Origin of the sequence: Citrobacter sp. Cpo015 (genome assembly GCF_030333035.1) — a bacterium.
In the GTDB taxonomy this organism is placed as follows: domain Bacteria; phylum Pseudomonadota; class Gammaproteobacteria; order Enterobacterales; family Enterobacteriaceae; genus Citrobacter; species Citrobacter portucalensis.
The window spans coordinates 24,803-45,024 of record NZ_JAOWGS010000038.1 but is presented as its reverse complement, the minus strand read 5'-3'; the positions used below and the strand labels follow the sequence as shown (position 1 = coordinate 45,024).

Sequence of the window (20,222 nt, the reverse complement as noted above, 5' to 3'; positions counted from 1 at the left end):
GTGCATCCGGGAGGATTCGAACCTCCGACCGCTCGGTTCGTAGCCGAGTACTCTATCCAGCTGAGCTACGGATGCATCGGAAAACTTGCTTTACTGCCGATATTGATATCGTGATAAGCGATATCAAGTAAGAGATGGTGCATCCGGGAGGATTACTCGGTTGCGCCTCGCCCTGCGGGCCGTTGCTGAAGCAACGTTATCCTCCCTGGTGCTCGCGATTATCTCGCAGACCATGAAACAACAGTTTTGCTGTTGCCTCGGAGAAGATGGTGCATCCGGGAGGATTCGAACCTCCGACCGCTCGGTTCGTAGCCGAGTACTCTATCCAGCTGAGCTACGGATGCATCAGGGAAACTTACTTTACTGCAGATTTGATGTCGCTGCTAAAGCGCTATCAAGTAATATGGTGCATCCGGGAGGATTCGAACCTCCGACCGCTCGGTTCGTAGCCGAGTACTCTATCCAGCTGAGCTACGGATGCAAATGGCGGTGAGGCGGGGATTCGAACCCCGGATGCAGCTTTTGACCGCATACTCCCTTAGCAGGGGAGCGCCTTCAGCCTCTCGGCCACCTCACCAACACGCCTCTTGCGAGTGCTTCGAAGAACTTGTTTCTGCTCATCGTCGCTGCGTGGCGCACATATTACTTTCTGGGACTTATAAGTCAAACAATTTTTCCAGAGCTTTTATCGTTTGCACATTTCACGCGCAATTAGTCTGCAAAAACGGCAAAAAGAGTGTTTTATCAACAGATAAATTGGCAATTTCCTGAAGGAGTGAACAAACGGAAACTTCGCAGGAAAAGGCATTACGCGCAGTGGAATCGAAAAAATGGGGAAGACGAAGAAGAAAAGAGAAGAAAAAGAGTAACTCAATCAGGTTGCGCCTCACCAGAAAGGTGAGACGCGAAAACCTTAGTAACTGGACTGCTGGGATTTTTCAGCCTGGATACGCTGGTAGATCTCTTCACGATGGACAGAAACTTCTTTCGGGGCGTTTACGCCAATGCGCACCTGGTTGCCCTTCACCCCTAAAACTGTCACGGTGACCTCATCGCCTATCATGAGGGTCTCACCAACTCGACGAGTCAGAATCAGCATTCTTTGCTCCTTGAAAGATTAAAAGAGTCGGGTCTCTCTGTATCCCGGCATTATCCATCATATAACGCCAAAAAGTAAGCGATGACAAACACCTAAGTGTAAGCAGTCACGGCATCACATTCTGTTAAACCTAAGTTTAGCCGATATACACAACTTCAACCTGACTTTATCGTTGTCGATAGCGTTGATTCAAACGCTGCGGATTGAAGTCCGCAGCGTCGACTTACGCTTATAATTATTACAGTTTTGCGCTGACCCAGCCTTTCACACTGGCTAACGCTGCAGGCAGAGCCGCTGCATCCGTACCACCGGCTTGCGCCATGTCCGGACGACCGCCACCCTTACCGCCGACCTGCTGAGCGACCATTCCAACCAGTTCCCCTGCTTTCACGCGATCTGTCACGTCCTTAGACACACCCGCAATCAGAGAAACCTTACCTTCCACTACCGTTGCCAGAACGATAACGGTAGACCCCAGTTGATTTTTCAGATCATCAACCATGGTACGCAACATTTTCGGCTCAACGTCCGCGAGTTCGCTGACCAGCAGCTTCACGCCGTTGATATCAACCGCTTTGCTGGAAAGATTTGCACTCTCCTGCGCCGCAGCCTGTTCCTTCAATTGCTGCAATTCTTTTTCCAGTTGACGAGTACGCTCCAGCACGGAACGAACTTTGTCACCGATATTCTGGCTATCGCCTTTCAGCAACTGCGCAACATCGCTTAAGCGATCGCTCTCAGCATGCACGGTTTGGATAGCACCTTCACCGGTTACGGCTTCAATACGACGAACGCCTGCCGCAGTACCTGACTCGGACACAATGCGGAACAGACCGATATCACCCGTACGGCTGGCGTGAGTACCGCCACACAGTTCGGTAGAGAAATCACCCATGCTCAGAACGCGCACATGGTCGTCATATTTCTCGCCAAACAGTGCCATTGCGCCTTTGGCTTTTGCCGCTTCGAGATCCATGATGTTCGTTTCAATCGGCAAGTTGCGACGGATTTGCGCGTTCACCAGATCTTCAACGGCACGGATTTCAGCAGGCTTCATTGCTTCGGTATGAGAGAAGTCGAAGCGCAGCAGTTTATCGTTAACCAACGAGCCTTTCTGTGCCACATGTGTGCCCAGAACCTGGCGCAGCGCTGCGTGCATCAGGTGCGTTGCGGAGTGGTTCAAACGAATACGCGCACGACGGGCTTCATCCACATCAGCCTGTACCGCATCACCAATTTTCAGAGAACCCGCAGACAGCTTGCCAATGTGACCAATGGCCTGGCCATATTTCTGCGTGTCGCTAACGGCAAACGCGAAGCCTGCGCCTTTCAGCTCACCCTTGTCGCCAACCTGACCACCAGATTCCGCATAGAACGGCGTCTGATCCAGTACGACAACGGCATCCTGACCTGCGTTAATTGCGTCTACCGCTTTACCATCAACAAACAGCGCGGTCACTTTGCCGTTCAGTTCCAGGTGCTCGTAGCCTTTAAATTCAGAGGTGCCATCAACGCGAATCATCGCATTGTAGTCTGCGCCGAAGCCGCTGGCTTCACGCGCACGACGGCGCTGTTCTTCCATTGCAGCTTCAAAGCCCGCTTCATCAACCTTAATGTTACGCTCGCGGCAAACGTCTGCCGTCAGGTCAACCGGGAAACCGTAGGTGTCATACAGACGGAATGCGGTTTCGCCATCCAGCGTATCGCCAGACAGTTTTGCCAGTTCTTCGTCCAGCAGCGCCAGACCACGCTCCAGAGTACGCGCAAACTGCTCTTCTTCGGTTTTCAGAACCTGTTCAACCATAGCCTGCTGACGCTTCAGTTCTTCACCTGCAGAGCCCATGACGTCCACCAACGGACCAACCAGCTTGTAGAAGAAGGTATCCTTCGCGCCCAGCATGTTGCCATGACGTACCGCGCGACGAATGATACGGCGCAGCACATAGCCACGGTTTTCATTCGACGGCACAACGCCATCGGCAATCAGGAATGCACAGGAACGGATATGGTCGGCGATAACGCGCAGAGACTTGTTGCTCAGATCGGTTGCGCCAGTGACTTTCGCCACGGATTCGATCAATGAGCGGAACAGGTCGATTTCATAGTTGGAGTTAACGTGTTGCAGCACGGCCGCAATACGCTCCAGACCCATACCGGTATCCACGGACGGTTTCGGCAGCGGTTCCATGGTGCCGTCAGCCTGACGGTTGAACTGCATGAAGACGATGTTCCAGATCTCAATGTAGCGATCCCCATCTTCTTCTGCGCTTCCCGGAGGTCCACCCCAGATATGGTCGCCGTGGTCGTAGAAAATTTCGGTACATGGACCGCAAGGACCGGTATCACCCATCTGCCAGAAGTTGTCTGAAGCATAAGCCGCACCTTTGTTATCACCGATACGGATGATACGTTCGCGCGGAATACCGACTTCTTTTTCCCAGATTTCATAGGCTTCATCGTCAGTTTCATAGACGGTTACCCACAGACGCTCTTTTGGCAGGGCAAACCAGTTTTCACCGGTCAGCAGTTCCCATGCATATTGAATAGCGTCGTGTTTGAAGTAATCGCCGAAGCTGAAGTTGCCCAGCATTTCGAAGAAAGTGTGGTGACGTGCAGTGTAACCGACGTTTTCCAGGTCATTGTGCTTACCGCCCGCACGTACACAACGCTGCGAGGTGGTTGCGCGGGAATAATTACGCTTGTCGAGGCCAAGGAAAACATCCTTGAACTGGTTCATCCCGGCGTTGGTAAACAACAAAGTAGGGTCATTGTTCGGTACCAGGGAGCTGCTGGCAACTACCTGGTGTCCTTTACTATGGAAAAAATCGAGAAACGCCTGACGGATCTCAGCGGTGCTCTTGCTCATAATTATCCTGAAGAAATCAAGCTAACGAAATGTCATTACCAGCATCGGCACGCAAACTGCGCCTCTGGCAATCGAAAAGTGGGAATAAGATAAGTTTTCTTTACTGGGAAGTAAAATCCCGTATGCGGTCAATCGTCAAAATTTCGCCATATTGCCTGAATATCTTCCATCAGATAGCCGCGATAGAGCAAAAAACGCTGAACCTTTATCTTATCTGAAAAATCGACAGGTAAAGGTTCACCGTACTTCCGAATGGCCTGCTCGCGTGCAAGCACTGCCCAGTCAATTTCGCACTCACGCATGGCCCGCTCGATAGCTTCACGTGCGATCCCTTTTTGGTTTAATTCCTGGCGCACTCGGGCTGGTCCATAACCTTTGCGGCTACGGCTGGCGATAAACTGCTGCACGAAACGATCATCATCCAGATAACGACTTTCAATACACCAGGCGATGACCTTGTCGTAATCCTCCGGCGTGGCATCAATTTCTTCTGGTCCATTTTTCCCCATCACCGGAGCGGCCAGCTTGCGCCGCAGTTCCTGCTCGCTGTGGTCGCGCATCGCCAGAATGCGTACGGCGCGGTCAAGCAGTCGGGAATAAGCGGAACGGCGGGAAGTTGCTTCTGTCATAGTAAGCCTTCAGAAATGAAAAAGGGCTGCATGATATGCAGCCCTTTACTATATGTGATTCACAACATGCGATTCAAAACAGATTATCAGAAATCTTCGTTCGTTTCTTTTACGTCTTCGCCGCTGTCATCAACGGAGAAATCAGGCGTTGAATCCTGGTTATTGAGCAGTAACTCACGCAATTTCTTCTCAATTTCTTTCGCAGTTGCCGGGTTTTCTTTCAGCCAGTTGGTCGCATTCGCCTTACCCTGACCGATTTTCTCACCGTTGTAGCTGTACCATGCACCGGCTTTTTCAATCAGCTTCTCTTTCACGCCCAGGTCAACCAGTTCGCCGTAGAAGTTGATGCCTTCACCGTAAAGGATCTGGAATTCAGCCTGTTTGAACGGTGCTGCAATTTTGTTTTTCACAACCTTAACGCGGGTTTCGCTGCCGACCACATTGTCGCCTTCTTTCACCGCGCCAATACGACGGATATCCAGACGAACAGACGCATAGAATTTCAGGGCGTTACCACCGGTGGTGGTTTCCGGGTTACCAAACATAACGCCAATCTTCATACGGATCTGGTTGATGAAAATCAGCAGCGTGTTGGACTGCTTCAGGTTACCGGCCAGCTTACGCATCGCCTGGCTCATCATACGCGCCGCAAGGCCCATGTGAGAGTCGCCAATCTCGCCTTCGATTTCTGCCTTCGGCGTCAATGCGGCAACGGAGTCGACAACGATAACGTCAACCGCACCGGAGCGCGCCAGCGCATCACAGATTTCCAGCGCTTGTTCACCGGTATCCGGCTGAGAACACAGCAGGTTGTCGATATCAACGCCAAGCTTACGTGCATAGACCGGATCCAGCGCGTGTTCCGCATCGATAAATGCACAGGTTTTACCTTCACGCTGTGCAGCGGCAATAACCTGCAGGGTCAGCGTTGTTTTACCGGAGGATTCAGGCCCGTAGATTTCGACGATACGGCCCATTGGCAAACCGCCCGCGCCCAATGCGATATCCAGAGAAAGCGAACCGGTGGAGATAGTTTCCACATCCATGGAACGGTCTTCACCCAGGCGCATGATGGAGCCTTTACCGAATTGCTTTTCGATCTGACCCAGCGCTGCAGCCAACGCTTTCTGTTTGTTTTCGTCGATAGCCATTAATTACTCCTGTCATGCCGCTTTCGGGTTAAACCGCGAAACGTGATAGATAATGTTCTGTTGAGGCAATTATACTGTATGCTCATACAGTATCAAGTATTTTGTAGAAATTGTTGCCACAGGGTTTGTAACGCGTAGACGGTCGCCTGTCGACGTACCGCGTCGCGATCGCCGCTGAAGCATTCCCGACGCGTAATCCCCTCGCCGCTCGCGCTGGCAAAGGCGAACCATACGGTACCTACGGGCTTTTCTTCACTGCCGCCATCCGGCCCGGCAATACCGCTGATCGAGACCGCGAAATGCGCGCGGGCAGCTTTTAGCGCGCCAATCGCCATCTCCACCACTACAGGCTCGCTCACCGCCCCATGCTGGGCCAGCGTCTCTTCGCGCACGCCTATCATCTGTGCTTTGGCTTCGTTGCTGTAGGTCACAAACCCGCGTTCAAACCAGGCGGAGCTTCCGGCAATATCCGTAATCGCTTTGGCCACCCAGCCGCCGGTGCAGGACTCCGCCGTCGTAACGGTCGCCCCACGCGCTTTTAACGCCAGCCCGACCTGTTCGCTAAGCCGCATCAGTTCACTGTCGGTCATTTCAGCCTCTGTCAGTTAAAAAATATGCCGGACAAGATAGCACTTTCATAACCAATGTGGGGATGGAGAGAACGTTTTACGAGGGGGATTCCAAAAATTGCTCCGTTGCATAAATAAGACCTGCCGGATGACGATGTCAGGGCATCTTATCTGGCCTACAAGAGATTTCTTCCTGTAGGCCGGTGGAGCGATTACTGCACGCGCGCCAGCGCGACCGCCTGACCCAACTGCCACACGGCCATCGCGTAGTGGGTACTGTGGTTGTAGCGGGTGATGGTGTAGAAGTTCGGCAATCCATACCAGTACTGATAGCCGGTACCAATATCCAGGCGCAGCAGGCTGGCCTGCTGATGATTACCCAACGACTGCTGTGGCGTCAGACCCGCCGCAGCAAGCTGAGAAATGCTGTACTGGGTTTTAAAGCCGTTCGCCAGCCCAGGTGCCTGACCATTTGCCGGCACCGCGACCGTATCGCCTTTCACCCAGCCGTGGCCCTTGAAGTAATTCGCCACGCTACCGATGGCATCAACCGGATCCCACAGGTTAATGTGGCCATCGCCATTGAAATCAACGGCATATTGCTTATAGGAAGACGGCATAAACTGGCCGTAGCCCATCGCGCCGGCGAAAGAACCTTTCAAATCGAGCGGATCGTCGCTTTCATCTCGCGCCATCAGCAGGAAGGTTTCCAGTTCACCAGAGAAGTATTCCGCACGACGAGGATAGTTAAACGACAGCGTCGCCAGCGCATCCAGAATCCGCGTTTTACCCATCACGCGGCCCCAACGCGTTTCAACGCCGATAATGCCAACGATAATTTCCGGCGGAACACCATAGACCTGCCACGCACGGTTCAGAGCATCTTCATATTGATTCCAGAAGGCTACGCCATTTTGCACGTTGTCAGGCGTGATGAACTGTTTGCGGTAGCGCAGCCATGCGCCGTTAGGACCGGCTGGCGGTTGAGTCGTCGGTGCCTGGCGGTCCATCAAACGCAATACCGAGTCCAGACGCTTGGCCTGCGACAGGATCTCCTGCAGCTGCTGGCGGTCAAAGCCGTGCTTGTTCACCATTTTTTCGATGAACTGCTGCGCGTTCGGATTATTGGCAAAATCACCGCCCGTTTGCATGACGTTGTGCTGTGGCTCAAGCAGGAAGCCGCCGGATGGCGCACCCGTAGTCGTTTGAGTCTCTGAAGGTTTAGGTTTGCTGCTACAGGCAGCGAGCAGTACGAAAAGGGGGAGTAACGCTACATAACGACGCTTGAACATGAGACATCCATTAAACAAATTCAGCCTGGGAGAAGTATGGTAAAGCATCCTCCGCCATACAAGGAAGCGGTAGTCGCTCTCCTTCACAGAATTTACATCCCCTTTCATCTCTGACCTTCACATTTGCGAGCTTTCACGCAATAACTTTCAAATTAAAATATTTATCTTTCATTTTGAGATCAAAATAACACTTTTATATCTTTCAGTCTGATTAAAATTAGCCACCGTTTGGCAAGATAACTAAAATCCCTACAGGAGAGAATAATGATCGACACCATCACACTCGGTGCTGAGTGGTTTATCGGGCTGTTCCAGAAAGGCGGAGAAGTGTTTACCGGTATGGTGACCGGTATTCTTCCCCTGCTGATTAGCCTGCTGGTCATCATGAATGCGCTGATTAACTTTATCGGCCAGCAACGTATTGAACGTTTTGCTCAGCGCTGCGCCGGAAATCCACTGTCCCGCTATTTGCTGCTGCCGTGCATCGGCACATTTGTATTTTGTAACCCGATGACGCTGAGTCTGGGTCGCTTTATGCCAGAAAAATACAAGCCCAGCTACTACGCCGCCGCCTCTTACAGTTGCCATTCCATGAACGGCTTATTCCCGCACATCAACCCCGGCGAACTGTTTGTCTATCTGGGGATCGCCAGCGGCCTGACCACGCTGGGGCTTCCGCTTGGCCCACTGGCGGTGAGCTACCTGCTGGTCGGTTTGGTGACTAACTTCTTCCGCGGCTGGGTGACCGATTTCACCACCACTATCTTCGAGAAAAAAATGGGTATTCAACTTGAGCAGAAGGTGCATCTGGCGGGAGCAACATCATGACACGTATTCGTATTGAAAAAGGCACCGGTGGCTGGGGTGGCCCCCTTGAACTGGATGCCGTACCGGGCAAGAAAATTGTCTATATCACCGCCGGAACTCGCCCCGCAATAGTCGACAGGATAGCAAGCCTGACCGGTTGGCAGGCAGTTGATGGCTTCAAAGAAGGCGAGCCGCCGGAGAACGAAATTGGTGTGGCGATCATCGACTGCGGCGGCACGCTGCGCTGTGGGATCTATCCCAAACGCCGTATACCGACGGTGAATATTCACGCTACGGGTAAATCCGGCCCGCTGGCTCAGTACATTGTCGAAGATATCTATGTCTCTGGCGTGAAAGAAGAAAACATCACGATTGTCGGCGAGGCATCCGCTGCGCCGCAACCTGCAAGCAGCACTATCGGTCGCGATTACGACACCAGTAAAAAGATTACCGAACAAAGCGACGGCCTGTTGGCAAAAGTGGGAATGGGCATGGGTTCAGCCGTTGCGGTTCTGTTCCAGTCCGGACGTGACACCATCGATACCGTACTGAAAACTATTCTGCCATTTATGGCGTTCGTCTCGGCACTGATCGGCATCATTATGGCTTCGGGTCTGGGAGACTGGATTGCCCATGGACTCGCGCCGCTGGCCAGCCATCCGTTGGGACTGGTTACTCTGGCGCTGATCTGCTCTTTCCCGCTGCTGTCGCCTTTCCTCGGCCCCGGTGCGGTTATCGCCCAGGTTATCGGCGTGCTGATCGGTGTACAGATTGGTCTGGGGAACATTCCTCCGCATCTTGCACTACCTGCCCTGTTCGCCATTAACGCCCAGGCTGCATGTGACTTTATTCCGGTTGGGTTGTCGCTGGCCGAAGCGCGTCAGGACACTGTTCGCGTCGGCGTGCCATCCGTACTGGTGAGCCGTTTTCTGACCGGCGCGCCTACCGTTCTCATCGCCTGGTTTGTTTCTGGCTTTATTTACCAATAAGGGGCACTCAAAAATGACCGTAATTTATCAAACCACCATCACCCGTATCGGCCAGAGCGCCCCGGATGCACTGTGCGACCAGATGCTGATTACCTTTCGTGAAGGCGCGCCAGCGGATATCGAAGAGTTTTGTTTCATCCATTGCCACGGGGACCTGAACGGCTCTTTACAAGCAGGGATCCAGTTTGAACTGGGCCAGCACCACTACCCGGTCACCGCCGTGGGCAGCGTGGCGGAACAAAACTTACGTGAACTCGGGCATATCACCCTGCGCTTTGACGGGCAGAGCGAAGCGGAATTCCCCGGCACTGTACACGTTGCGGGCCCCGTCCCGGACGGTATCACCCCGGGCTGTATTTTGAAGTTTGTTGCTTAAGATTGAAGGAGATAAAAATGAATCAGGTTGCCGTTGTCATTGGTGGAGGCCAGACCCTGGGGGCATTCCTTTGCCGTGGGCTTGCGACAGAAGGATACCGCGTCGCGGTGGTGGATATTCAAAGCGATAAAGCTGCCAACGTCGCGCAAGAAATTAACGCCGAGTTTGGCGAAGGTACCGCGTACGGTTTTGGCGCAGATGCCACCAGCGAACAGAGCGTGCTGGCGCTGTCGCGCGGAGTGGATGAAATATTCGGTCGTGTCGATCTGCTGGTTTACAGTGCGGGTATCGCTAAAGCCGCGTTTATCAGCGACTTTCAGCTTGGGGATTTCGACCGCTCGCTGCAGGTCAATCTGGTCGGCTACTTCCTCTGTGCTCGTGAATTTTCACGCCTGATGATCCGCGATGGCGTGCAGGGACGCATTATCCAGATCAACTCAAAATCAGGGAAAGTGGGCAGCAAACACAATTCAGGCTACAGCGCGGCAAAATTTGGTGGCGTGGGCTTAACTCAGTCGCTGGCGCTGGATCTGGCGGAGTACGGGATCACCGTACATTCGCTGATGCTCGGCAACCTACTGAAATCACCAATGTTTCAGTCGTTATTACCGCAATATGCGACCAAGCTGGGCCTTAAGCCAGATGAGGTGGAGCAGTACTACATTGATAAGGTTCCGCTTAAACGCGGCTGCGATTATCAGGACGTACTGAACATGCTGCTGTTTTACGCCAGTCCAAAAGCCTCTTACTGCACCGGGCAGTCCATCAACGTGACCGGCGGTCAGGTGATGTTTTAATGTTGAATTGCCGGATGGCGGCTGCGCTTATCCGGCAAAATCAAAGGAGTACATAATGGTTTCCGCACTGATTACCGTCGCCGCTATCGCCTGGTGCCTGCAACTGGCGCTTGGTGGCTGGCAAATATCCCGCTTTAACCGGGCGTTTGATCAACTCTGCCAGCAAGGTCGGGTTGGTGTTGGTCGCTCCGGTGGGCGTTTTAAACCGCGCGTGGTGGTAGCCATTGCGCTGGATGAGCAGCAACGGGTGACCGACACGTTATTTATGAAAGGTCTTACGGTATTCGCCCGACCAGGCAAAATTGCCACGATAATGGGCAAACATCTTGATGATTTACAGCCTGATGTGATCTTTCCCCATGATCCGTTATCACAGAATGCACTATCATTGGCGCTTAAACTGAAACATGGGTAATTTCGTTGTGAATGCTAATAGCTTGCGAAATTATCATTTTGCAACTTATTAAGTCAGGGTAATCACGCCTATGAAACCTCGTCAGCGTCAGGCTGCCATACTGGAGCATCTGCAAAAGCAGGGCAAATGCTCGGTTGAAGAACTGGCCCACTACTTTGACACGACCGGCACGACCATTCGCAAAGACCTGGTCATTCTGGAAAATGCCGGAACCGTCATTCGTACCTATGGCGGCGTGGTATTAAATAAAGATGAATCCGACCCGCCAATCGATCACAAAACGCTAATCAATACGCATAAAAAAGAGCAGATTGCCGAAGCCGCCGTCCGTTTTATACACGATGGCGACTCTATTATTCTGGATGCGGGTAGCACCGTACTGCAGATGGTGCCGATGCTCACGCGCTTTAGCAACATCACCGTCATGACCAACAGTCTGCACATTGTTAACGCCCTTTCGGAGCTGGACAACGAGCAAACTATCCTGATGCCCGGCGGGACCTTTCGCAAAAAATCTGCGTCATTTCACGGTCAGCTGGCAGAAAACGCCTTTGAGCAGTTCAGCTTTGATAAACTCTTCATGGGCACCGACGGCATTGACCTCAATGCCGGCGTGACCACCTTTAATGAGGTGTTTAGCGTCAGTAAAGCGATGTGCAATGCCGCTCGCGAAGTGATTCTGATGGCTGACTCGTCAAAATTTGGGCGCAAAAGCCCTAATGTTGTATGCAGTCTGGAAAGCGTCGACAAGCTGATTACCGATACGGGCATCGACCCTGCGTTTCGTCAGGCGCTGGAAGCAAAAGGGATTGAAGTGATCATAACCGGAGAAACCAATGAGTGATGCACTACTGAACGCGGGCCGTCAGACGTTAATGCTGGAACTACAGGAAGCCAGCCGACTGCCAGAACGCATGGGCGATGATTTTGTCCGCGCCGCCAATACGATTATCCACTGTGAAGGCAAAGTCATTGTCTCCGGTATTGGTAAATCAGGTCATATTGGCAAAAAAATTGCGGCGACCCTCGCCAGCACCGGCACGCCCGCCTTTTTTGTGCATCCGGCGGAAGCGCTGCACGGCGACTTAGGGATGATCGAAAGCCGTGATGTCATGCTGTTTATCTCCTACTCCGGCGGTGCGAAAGAGCTGGATCTCATCATCCCACGCCTGGAAGACAAATCCGTCGCACTGCTGGCAATGACCGGAAAACCGACCTCACCGTTGGGTCTGGCAGCCAAAGCCGTGCTGGATATTTCCGTTGAGCGCGAAGCCTGTCCGATGCGCCTGGCACCGACGTCCAGCACCGTAAATACGTTGATGATGGGCGACGCGCTGGCGATCGCCGTAATGCAGGCGCGCGGCTTTAACGAAGAAGATTTTGCCCGCTCACATCCGGCAGGTGCGCTGGGCGCTCGTCTGTTAAATAAAGTGCATCATCTGATGCGCCGTGACGATGCCATACCTCAGGTGAAGCTCACCACCAGCGTTATGGACGCGATGCTGGAACTCAGTCGCACGGGTCTTGGCCTGGTCGCGGTATGCGACGACCAGTCACTGGTGAAAGGGGTCTTTACCGACGGTGACCTGCGCCGCTGGCTGGTTGGCGGCGGAGCGCTCACCACCCAGGTTAGCGAAGCTATGACTCAGAATGGCATTACGCTGCAGGCGCAGAGCCGCGCGATTGACGCCAAAGAGATCCTGATGAAGCGTAAAATCACTGCCGCACCGGTGGTCGATGAAAACGGTAAACTCACCGGTGCTATCAACCTGCAGGATTTCTATCAGGCCGGTATTATCTAATCCTTCAGACCCAGACGTTTCGCCAGCCGGTGCAGGTTGGCAACGTCTGTTTCCAGCGCCCGCGCACTTGCCGCCCAACTGTGATTATTTTGCGCCAGTGCCCGGCGGATCATCTCCCGCTGGAACGACTCTGTTGCTTCACGCAGATTGTGATGTTGTGGGATCTCCGCAACAACTTCCGCCGCCTGCGGAGCCGGACCTTCATCCTGCAAGGCAAAATGCTGCGCCTCCAGCACCACTTCATCCCCTGCCCTGGTAGCCCTCGCCAGAACAACCGCCCGGTGAATGGAATGTTCCAGCTCGCGCACGTTTCCGGGCCAGCCGTAATTCAGCAGATGGCTACGCGCGCCGGGGCTTAGCACCACGCGGGAAAGACCCAGCCGCAGTCGGCATTGCTCGCAAAAATAGCCGGCCAGGAGCACCACATCTTCGCCGCGCTCACGAAGAGGCGGTACAGAAAGGGGGAAGACGCTCAGACGGTGGAACAAATCCGCGCGGAAATTCCCGGCCAGCACCTCTTCGCGTAAATCACGGTTCGTCGCCGCCAGCACCCGCACATCCACGCGCAGGCTGCGATCGTCACCCACGCGCTGAATATCGCCGTACTGCAATACGCGCAGCAGCTTAGCCTGTAGCGCCAGCGAGAGTTCGCCTATCTCGTCGAGAAACAGCGTCCCATTGTCGGCCATTTCAAACTTACCGCTACGATTGCTGATAGCCCCGGTAAACGCGCCTTTTACATGACCAAACAGCTCACTTTCGGCTACGGTTTCCGGCAACGCTGCACAGTTCAGATACACCAGTGGATTCACTGCGCGCGGCGAACCTTCATGGATAGCTTTAGCCACCAGCTCCTTCCCGGTCCCTGTTTCGCCGCTAATCAGCACATTGAGATCGGACCCCGCCACAATCTCAATTTCTTTTTTCAGCTGCATCATATTGGGCGAAAGGCCAATCATCTGGGTTTCCGTCACCTGCTCAAAGTTGGTTGACGAACCTGGCAGCATATTCTGGCTTTCCAGTTGTTCAATCAGCAGCGCATTGCTCAGCGCACCCGCCGCCAGCGCGGCAATCAGCCTAAGCTCCTCATCGCTGAAAACATCGAACTGATCGGGCTCCATGCCATCCAGAGTTAACGCACCAATCAAATTTTGACCGGCGAACAACGGCAGCCCAATACAGGCATGCACCTTCAGACTCTCCTGCCCCGGAATCAGACCATCATATGGGTCTGGCAAATCGCTGTCGGCAGGGAAACGAACCACGTCTCCGGCGCGGGCAATCGCCTCCAGACGCGGATGCCCTTCCAGAGTAAAGCGTCTGCCGAGAACATCTTGCGCCAGCCCATCGATCGCCAGCGGAATAAACTGTCGCGACTCGTAGCGCAGCAGTGCCGACGCGTCGCACTCTAGCACCTGACGCAAAGTGGTTATCAGACGTTGAAAACGGTCCTGATGCCCAATACCGCTTTGTAATTCAATGGCGATGCCCGCCAGCACGTCTACGGAAAAGCTCATGACTACCTCATTGTCATTTTGACAATTCATATTGTCATATTGACAATAAAATGAATAGTCATTTTGACTACCCCTTAATAAGCAGGAAACAATAAAACCATTAAAATCAAAAAGATAAAAAGTTGGCACGCAACCTGCAATAAGCAAAACATCTTTTTTAGAAAAACGCTGAATTAATTACTGAGGTTGCTATGTCTATTCTGGTTAAAAATAACATTCATTGGGTTGGCCAACGTGACTGGGAAGTTCGTGATTTCCACGGGACTGAATACAAAACGCTGCGCGGCAGCAGCTACAACAGCTATCTCATCCGTGAAGAAAAAAATGTCCTGATCGATACAGTAGACCACAAGTTTAGCCGTGAATTCGTGCAGAACCTGCGCAGTGAAATTGACCTCGCGGATATCGACTACATCATCATTAACCACGCGGAAGAAGACCATGCAGGGGCGCTGACTGAGCTGATGTCCTGCATCCCGGACACGCCGATTTACTGCACAGCCAACGCCATTGACTCCATCAACGGGCATCACCATCACCCGGAGTGGAATTTCAACGTGGTGAAAACCGGTGATTCACTGGACATTGGTAACGGCAAACAGCTGATCTTCGTTGAAACGCCAATGCTGCACTGGCCTGACAGCATGATGACCTACATGACCGGCGACGCGGTGCTGTTCAGTAACGACGCCTTCGGCCAGCACTACTGCGACGAACGTCTGTTTAACGACGAAGTTGACCAGACCGAACTGTTCGAACAGTGCCAGCGTTACTACGCCAACATTCTGACGCCGTTCAGCCGTCTGGTTACACCGAAAATTACTGAGATCCTCGGCTTCAACCTGCCTGTCGATATGATTGCTACTTCCCACGGCGTGGTATGGCGCGACAACCCGACGCAAATCGTGGAAATGTATCTGAAATGGGCGGCGGATTATCAGGAAGACCGCATCACCATTTTCTACGACACCATGTCCAACAACACCCGCATGATGGCGGACGCCATAGCCCAGGGCATCAACGAAGTTGACCCGAACGTGGCAGTGAAAATCTTTAACGTCGCCCGTAGCGATAAGAACGAAGTTCTGACTAACGTCTTCCGCTCTAAAGGCGTGCTGGTCGGTACTTCGACGATGAACAACGTGATGATGCCAAAAATCGCCGGTTTGGTGGAAGAGATGACCGGCCTGCGTTTTCGTAACAAACGCGCCAGCGCCTTTGGCTCACACGGCTGGAGCGGCGGCGCAGTAGACCGTTTGTCTACGCGTTTGCAGGATGCTGGTTTCGAAATGTCGCTGAGCCTGAAGGCGAAATGGCGTCCGGACCTGGATGCACTGGAACTATGCCGCCAGCACGGCCGTGAAATCGCACGTCAGTGGGCGCTTGCTCCACTGCCGGAAACAACCGTAAAAGCCGCATCCAAAGAAGAAGAATGCGCTTGCGCCGCTGCGGCTGCCGCCGATCTTGGACCTAGCATGCAGTGCAGCGTGTGCCAGTGGATTTACGACCCGGCAAAAGGTGAACCGCTGCAGGATGTCGCGCCGGGAACACCGTGGAGCGACGTGCCGGATAACTTCCTGTGCCCGGAATGTTCATTAGGTAAAGACGTCTTCGACGTCCTGGCAACGGAGGCAAAATGAGCCGCGGAATTGTCATTATTGGTTCGGGATTCGCCGCCCGCCAGTTAGTCAAAAATATCCGTAAGCAGGATGCAAATGTCCCGCTGACCCTGATTGCTGCGGACAGCATGGATGAGTACAACAAGCCCGATCTCAGCCATGTTATCAGTCAGTCACAGCGTGCAGACGACCTCACCCGCCAGTCGGCGGGGGAGTTTGCCGAACAGTTTAATTTGCGTCTATTTCCGCACACCTGGGTAACCGACATCGATGCTGATGCCCACGTAGTGAAAAGCCAGGATCAGCAGTGGCAGTACGACAAACTGGTGCTGGCGACGGGCGCTTCAGCCTTTGTACCGCCGGTTACCGGACGTGAGTTAATGCTCACGTTGAACAGCCAACAAGAGTATCGCGCTTGTGAAACGCAGTTGCGTGATGCCCAGCGGGTACTGATTGTCGGCGGCGGCTTGATTGGCAGTGAACTGGCGATGGATTTCTGTCGTGCCGGTAAAGCGGTAACGCTTATCGACAACGCCGCCAGCATTCTGGCTTCGCTGATGCCACCGGAAGTTAGCAGTCGCTTACAGCATCGTCTGACCGATATGGGCGTACACCTGCTGTTGAAATCACAGCTTCAGGGGCTGGAGAAAACGGCGTCAGGTATTCGTGCCACGCTCGATCGTAGCCGCAGCGTAGAAGTCGATGCGGTGATCGCCGCCACCGGCTTACGCCCGGAGACCGCACTGGCGCGTCGTGCCGGATTGAACATCAATCGTGGCGTCTGCGTCGATAGCTACCTGCAAACCAGCCACCCGGACATTTTTGCTCTCGGCGACTGTGCGGAGATTAACGGTCAGGTGCTCCCGTTCCTGCAGCCGATTCAGCTGAGCGCCATGTATCTGGCGAAAAACCTGCTCGGCGGCAATGCGCCATTGAAACTGCCAGCCATGCTGGTAAAAGTCAAAACGCCAGAACTGCCTCTGCATTTGGCCGGGGAAACCCAGCGCCGCGATCTAAACTGGCACATCGCCGCCGAAGCGCAGGGAATGGTTGCCAGAGGGATGAACGACGAGGGCCAGCTGTGTGCGTTTGTCGTCAGTGAAGACCGCATGAAAGAGGCCTTTGCGCTGCTGAAAACGTTGCCCGTGTAAGTCCGGGATGCCGGATGGCGCCGCTTCGCGTCTTATCCGGCCTACGACTTTGCCCGGCAACGCTGCTACTGATTTATTAACCTCACGCACATGGATGTGCGTTGCCACTTGTCGGTATGCCCCGACATGTTTTCCTTGCCCCGCCAGTCCCGGGGCTTTTTTTTATTTTTTCGCCAATGCTCGCGCTGCGGCAATCACGCCCTGCCCCAATGACAACCCGCCGTCGCCCGCCGGTAAACGCTGCGGGAACAGTAAGGTAAAATCACGCAGATAAAACGCCAGACGGGCCGACAATAAGCGGTTATGCATCACGCCACCGCTAAATACTAACGTCTTAATCCCGCGCGCTTCGGCCTGCATTCGCATCAGAGTGGCAAATCCACGCGCCAGCGCGTCGTGAAACGCCCACGCCCTTTCCGCTGGTTTGGCCTGCCAGTTCAGCCATTGCTGCCAAAAAACCGTTAAGTCCAGATGATTGTCATCAAGCGGCACCGTGACTGGGTGATCAACGCCATCACATTGCGATGCCATCGCCTCAAGCGCACAGGCCGCTTCACCTTCATAACTCAATGATTCCGGTGCACATTGCAACGCGGCGGCAACGGCATCAAACAGTCGTCCGCACGATGACGCCAGCGGAGCGTTAATTCCCCGTTCAATAGCGCGCGCCAGCACGTTCCAGTTTTGATGTTGCAGCACCGATGTTTCCGGATAACGCTGCCAGTCAGGAACAAAACGCAGGCACTGCGCGAGCAGATTACGCCACGGCTGTTTTGCCGCCAGATCGCCGCCCGCCAGCGCTACCGCCGGTAAGCCGCCAAGGTGTTCGCATTCACGATAGTTGACCCGCAAACACTCCCCTCCCCACAGCGCGCCGTTTTCCCCCATACCGATACCGTCTAGCGTCAGAGCAATCACATCATCGCCATTGAGCGGCCAGCCGTGCTCCGCAAGACACGCAGCGGCATGCGCATGGTGATGCAGCACCGTTTCAGTTGGCAGCTCCATTTCACTGGCCCACTGGCTGGAAACATAGCCAGGGTGTGCATCATGCACGATACGCTGCGGCGTAAAGTCATAAATGTTCTGGATCAGGCGTAGCGCATCACGCCACTGTTGCTGAATGCCGTCATCGCTGAGATCGCCCAAATGCTGGCTGATAACCGCCTGTTCACCACGGACCAGACAGAAAGTATTTTTCAGATCCGCGCCTAAGCACAGCATCGGCGGCACGTCGCGAAATCCTGGTGGTAGTGCGACCGCATCCGGCACATAACCTCGGGAACGACGCAGCATTTCCCCACTGTCACGCACCACGGAGTCATCCATCCGCTGCACAATTTCGCGATTATGCAGCAGGAAACCGTCGGCAATGTCATGTAAATCTTCCAGCGCCTGGGCGTTAGTAATGGCCGGAGGCCTGCCGCTGAGGTTGCCAGAGGTCATCACCAGCGGACAATTCATCTCTTGTAAGAGTAAATGCTGTAACGGATTCGCTGGCAGCATGACGCCAACCTCCGTTAACCCCGGCGCAATGCCCTCGCTCAATGCAGCGACATAGCGTTTCTGCACCAGCACGATCGGCGCAGCAGGGGTAGTCAGCAAACGACGAGCGGGTTCAGGCAATCCTTCATCAGAGGGCAGCATCACTGCCAGAGGTTTCGCCGGACGGTGTTTGCGCAGCCTGAGTAGCGCTACGGCGTTATCATTTCGCGCATCGCACACCAGATGAAACCCACCAATGCCTTTAACCGCCACAATACCGCCTGCTTTCAGCAGCGATACCGCCGCCTGCAGCGCCTCTTCTTTCTCCGCTCGCTCACCTGCACAGAACCACTCCAGATGAGGGCCGCATGCCGGACAAGCCACTGGCTGGGCGTGGAAGCGACGGTCGTACGGATCGCGATACTCTTTGTCACATTGCGCGCAGAGTGGGAATGACGCCATTACGGTAAACGGACGATCGTAGGGCATCGCGCGGATAATCGTAAAACGCGGACCACAGTGGGTGCAGTTGATAAAGGGGTATCGGTAACGACGTTCGCCGGGGGTGTTCATTTCTACAAGGCATTCGGGACAGGTCGCGGCGTCCGGAACGATTTGCGTATTCATCGTACCGCCAGCACTTTGACGAATCGAGAAATCGGCAGGCTGCTGCATCCAGGCGAATGGTTCACTCTCAACGCTGTCAATGCGCGCCAGCGGTGGGCAGTGTTGATGCAACTGCGCAATAAACTCCGCCGGATCTTCCTGTAAGCGCACAACCACACCGTCACCGTCGTTACACACATCGCCATGCAGTTGTAAGCGCTGCGCCAGTTGCCAGACGTAGGGGCGAAATCCGACGCCCTGTACTTTGCCGCGAATACGCAGCTGTACGCCGGAGTGGTTGTTTATTGTCATTAAGTCGTTCCCGCAGTCATCTATCCCGGTTTGCCTGATGGCGCTACGCTTATCAGGCCTACGTGGATACGAACAGTAGGCCGGATAAGGCAAAGCCGCCATCCGGCATAAGTACTACCGTATTTTACGCGGATTTTCAGATATCAGAACAGCAAAGATGCGGTGGAATCCAGCGCGGCGCGACGACGTTTTTCCGCGCTCAGTTGCTCAAGCTTATTGCGATCCACATATATCAGTGCGTGAGTCGGGCACACTTCCATACAGGCAGGACCGGCCTCACGATGGTGGCACAGGTCGCACTTATTGGCTTCAGCTTTTTCTGCACGGACGTTCAGACCTGCGCCGCTGTTACGCACGACCGGACGCACGACCACTTCCATTGCGCCGTAAGGACAAGCCACAACGCAGGTTTTACAGCCAATGCAACGTTCCTGCATTACATGAACAAAACCTTTATCACGGCTGATCGCACCGTTCGGACAGACGTTAGCGCACGGCGCGTCTTCGCACTGGCGGCACAGCGTCGCCGTGGAGACATTAACGCCTTTGATGACGTGAATGCGGGGTAAAAAGGTTTCAGGGGTCAGCGATGCGCAATCCTGGTTATCCTGATGGGATACCACGCAGGCCACTTCACAGGTACGGCAACCAATGCATTTATTGGCGTCTGCAATGATGAAACGGTTCATCAATTTCTCCAGCAATGACAGAATATCTGCCGAAGCATACACAAATCGTGC

Annotated in this window: 18 protein-coding genes and 4 tRNA genes; 9 read left to right on the top strand and 13 right to left on the bottom strand. The window is 53.9% G+C overall.

Features of this window, described 5'->3' with window-relative positions:
- Position 1: 1 nt before the first annotated feature.
- The 10 genes from OGY67_RS21425 to mltB form a co-directional block, all read right to left on the bottom strand.
- A tRNA-Arg gene (locus OGY67_RS21425) sits at positions 2-75 on the bottom strand.
- Between the two features lie 192 nt (positions 76-267).
- A tRNA-Arg gene (locus OGY67_RS21420) sits at positions 268-344 on the bottom strand.
- A 60-nt stretch (positions 345-404) separates the two neighbouring features.
- Positions 405-481 (bottom strand) — tRNA-Arg (locus tag OGY67_RS21415).
- 3 nt (positions 482-484) lie between these two features.
- Positions 485-577, bottom strand: a tRNA-Ser gene (locus OGY67_RS21410).
- 336 nt (positions 578-913) lie between these two features.
- Positions 914-1,099 (bottom strand): carbon storage regulator CsrA, encoded by a 186-nt coding sequence (csrA, locus tag OGY67_RS21405; protein WP_000906486.1) that lies wholly within the window; start codon positions 1,097-1,099, stop codon positions 914-916.
- Positions 1,100-1,337: 238 nt separating this feature from the next.
- Complete coding sequence (alaS, locus tag OGY67_RS21400) at positions 1,338-3,965, bottom strand: alanine--tRNA ligase (RefSeq protein WP_241177016.1); 2,628 nt, start codon at positions 3,963-3,965, stop codon at positions 1,338-1,340.
- 128 nt (positions 3,966-4,093) lie between these two features.
- The gene (gene recX, locus OGY67_RS21395; RefSeq protein ID WP_008785618.1) at positions 4,094-4,594 is read right to left on the bottom strand and encodes a recombination regulator RecX; all 501 of its coding nucleotides are present in this window, start codon (positions 4,592-4,594) and stop codon (positions 4,094-4,096) included.
- A gap of 86 nt (positions 4,595-4,680) precedes the next feature.
- Positions 4,681-5,745, bottom strand: a complete 1,065-nt coding sequence (gene recA / locus OGY67_RS21390; protein WP_003037330.1) for a recombinase RecA — start codon at positions 5,743-5,745, stop codon at positions 4,681-4,683.
- 92 nt (positions 5,746-5,837) lie between these two features.
- Positions 5,838-6,335: a nicotinamide-nucleotide amidase gene (pncC, locus tag OGY67_RS21385; protein ID WP_286574483.1), complete on the bottom strand. Its 498-nt coding sequence runs from the start codon at positions 6,333-6,335 to the stop codon at positions 5,838-5,840.
- Positions 6,336-6,526: 191 nt separating this feature from the next.
- The gene (gene mltB / locus OGY67_RS21380; RefSeq protein ID WP_003037336.1) at positions 6,527-7,606 is read right to left on the bottom strand and encodes a lytic murein transglycosylase B; all 1,080 of its coding nucleotides are present in this window, start codon (positions 7,604-7,606) and stop codon (positions 6,527-6,529) included.
- A 264-nt stretch (positions 7,607-7,870) separates the two neighbouring features.
- Between mltB and srlA the strand changes: the two genes are divergently transcribed.
- The 7 genes from srlA (at position 7,871) to gutQ (ending at position 12,792) form a co-directional block, all read left to right on the top strand.
- Positions 7,871-8,434, top strand: a complete 564-nt coding sequence (gene srlA / locus OGY67_RS21375; protein WP_003037339.1) for a PTS glucitol/sorbitol transporter subunit IIC — start codon at positions 7,871-7,873, stop codon at positions 8,432-8,434.
- Positions 8,431-9,402: a PTS glucitol/sorbitol transporter subunit IIB gene (gene srlE, locus OGY67_RS21370; protein ID WP_048225255.1), complete on the top strand. Its 972-nt coding sequence runs from the start codon at positions 8,431-8,433 to the stop codon at positions 9,400-9,402. Before srlA ends, srlE begins: the two co-directional genes overlap by 4 nt.
- Before the next feature lie 13 nt (positions 9,403-9,415).
- Entirely contained in the window at positions 9,416-9,778 is a 363-nt protein-coding gene (gene srlB / locus OGY67_RS21365) for a PTS glucitol/sorbitol transporter subunit IIA (RefSeq protein WP_008785621.1), read from the top strand.
- Positions 9,779-9,795: 17 nt separating this feature from the next.
- A complete protein-coding gene (gene srlD, locus OGY67_RS21360) occupies positions 9,796-10,575 on the top strand; it encodes a sorbitol-6-phosphate dehydrogenase (RefSeq protein ID WP_003037345.1) in 780 nt (259 codons plus the stop codon).
- A 55-nt stretch (positions 10,576-10,630) separates the two neighbouring features.
- Positions 10,631-10,990 (top strand): transcriptional regulator GutM, encoded by a 360-nt coding sequence (gene gutM, locus OGY67_RS21355; protein WP_008785622.1) that lies wholly within the window; start codon positions 10,631-10,633, stop codon positions 10,988-10,990.
- Positions 10,991-11,060: 70 nt separating this feature from the next.
- Complete coding sequence (gene srlR / locus OGY67_RS21350) at positions 11,061-11,834, top strand: glucitol operon DNA-binding transcriptional repressor SrlR (protein ID WP_213752632.1); 774 nt, start codon at positions 11,061-11,063, stop codon at positions 11,832-11,834.
- Positions 11,827-12,792, top strand: coding sequence for an arabinose-5-phosphate isomerase GutQ (gene gutQ, locus OGY67_RS21345; protein ID WP_213752631.1), 966 nt, complete (start codon positions 11,827-11,829; stop codon positions 12,790-12,792). Before srlR ends, gutQ begins: the two co-directional genes overlap by 8 nt.
- Here the strand turns inward: gutQ and norR are convergent.
- A complete protein-coding gene (norR, locus tag OGY67_RS21340) occupies positions 12,789-14,309 on the bottom strand; it encodes a nitric oxide reductase transcriptional regulator NorR (protein ID WP_213752630.1) in 1,521 nt (506 codons plus the stop codon). The genes gutQ and norR overlap by 4 nt on opposite strands.
- A gap of 191 nt (positions 14,310-14,500) precedes the next feature.
- On the opposite strand from norR, the gene norV reads away from it, so the two are divergent.
- Both norV and norW read left to right on the top strand, forming a co-directional pair.
- Positions 14,501-15,949 carry an anaerobic nitric oxide reductase flavorubredoxin gene (gene norV / locus OGY67_RS21335; RefSeq protein ID WP_008785624.1) on the top strand — a complete coding sequence of 483 codons (1,449 nt, stop codon included), beginning with the start codon at positions 14,501-14,503 and terminating at the stop codon, positions 15,947-15,949.
- Positions 15,946-17,079 (top strand): NADH:flavorubredoxin reductase NorW, encoded by a 1,134-nt coding sequence (norW, locus tag OGY67_RS21330; protein ID WP_071445676.1) that lies wholly within the window; start codon positions 15,946-15,948, stop codon positions 17,077-17,079. Before norV ends, norW begins: the two co-directional genes overlap by 4 nt.
- A 162-nt stretch (positions 17,080-17,241) precedes the next feature.
- Here the strand turns inward: norW and hypF are convergent, their stop codons facing one another.
- Together hypF and hydN are read right to left on the bottom strand one after the other, a co-directional pair.
- Positions 17,242-19,482, bottom strand: coding sequence for a carbamoyltransferase HypF (hypF, locus tag OGY67_RS21325; protein WP_286574482.1), 2,241 nt, complete (start codon positions 19,480-19,482; stop codon positions 17,242-17,244).
- 143 nt (positions 19,483-19,625) lie between these two features.
- Complete coding sequence (hydN, locus tag OGY67_RS21320) at positions 19,626-20,171, bottom strand: electron transport protein HydN (RefSeq protein ID WP_003037366.1); 546 nt, start codon at positions 20,169-20,171, stop codon at positions 19,626-19,628.
- Between the last annotated feature and the right edge of the window lie 51 nt (positions 20,172-20,222).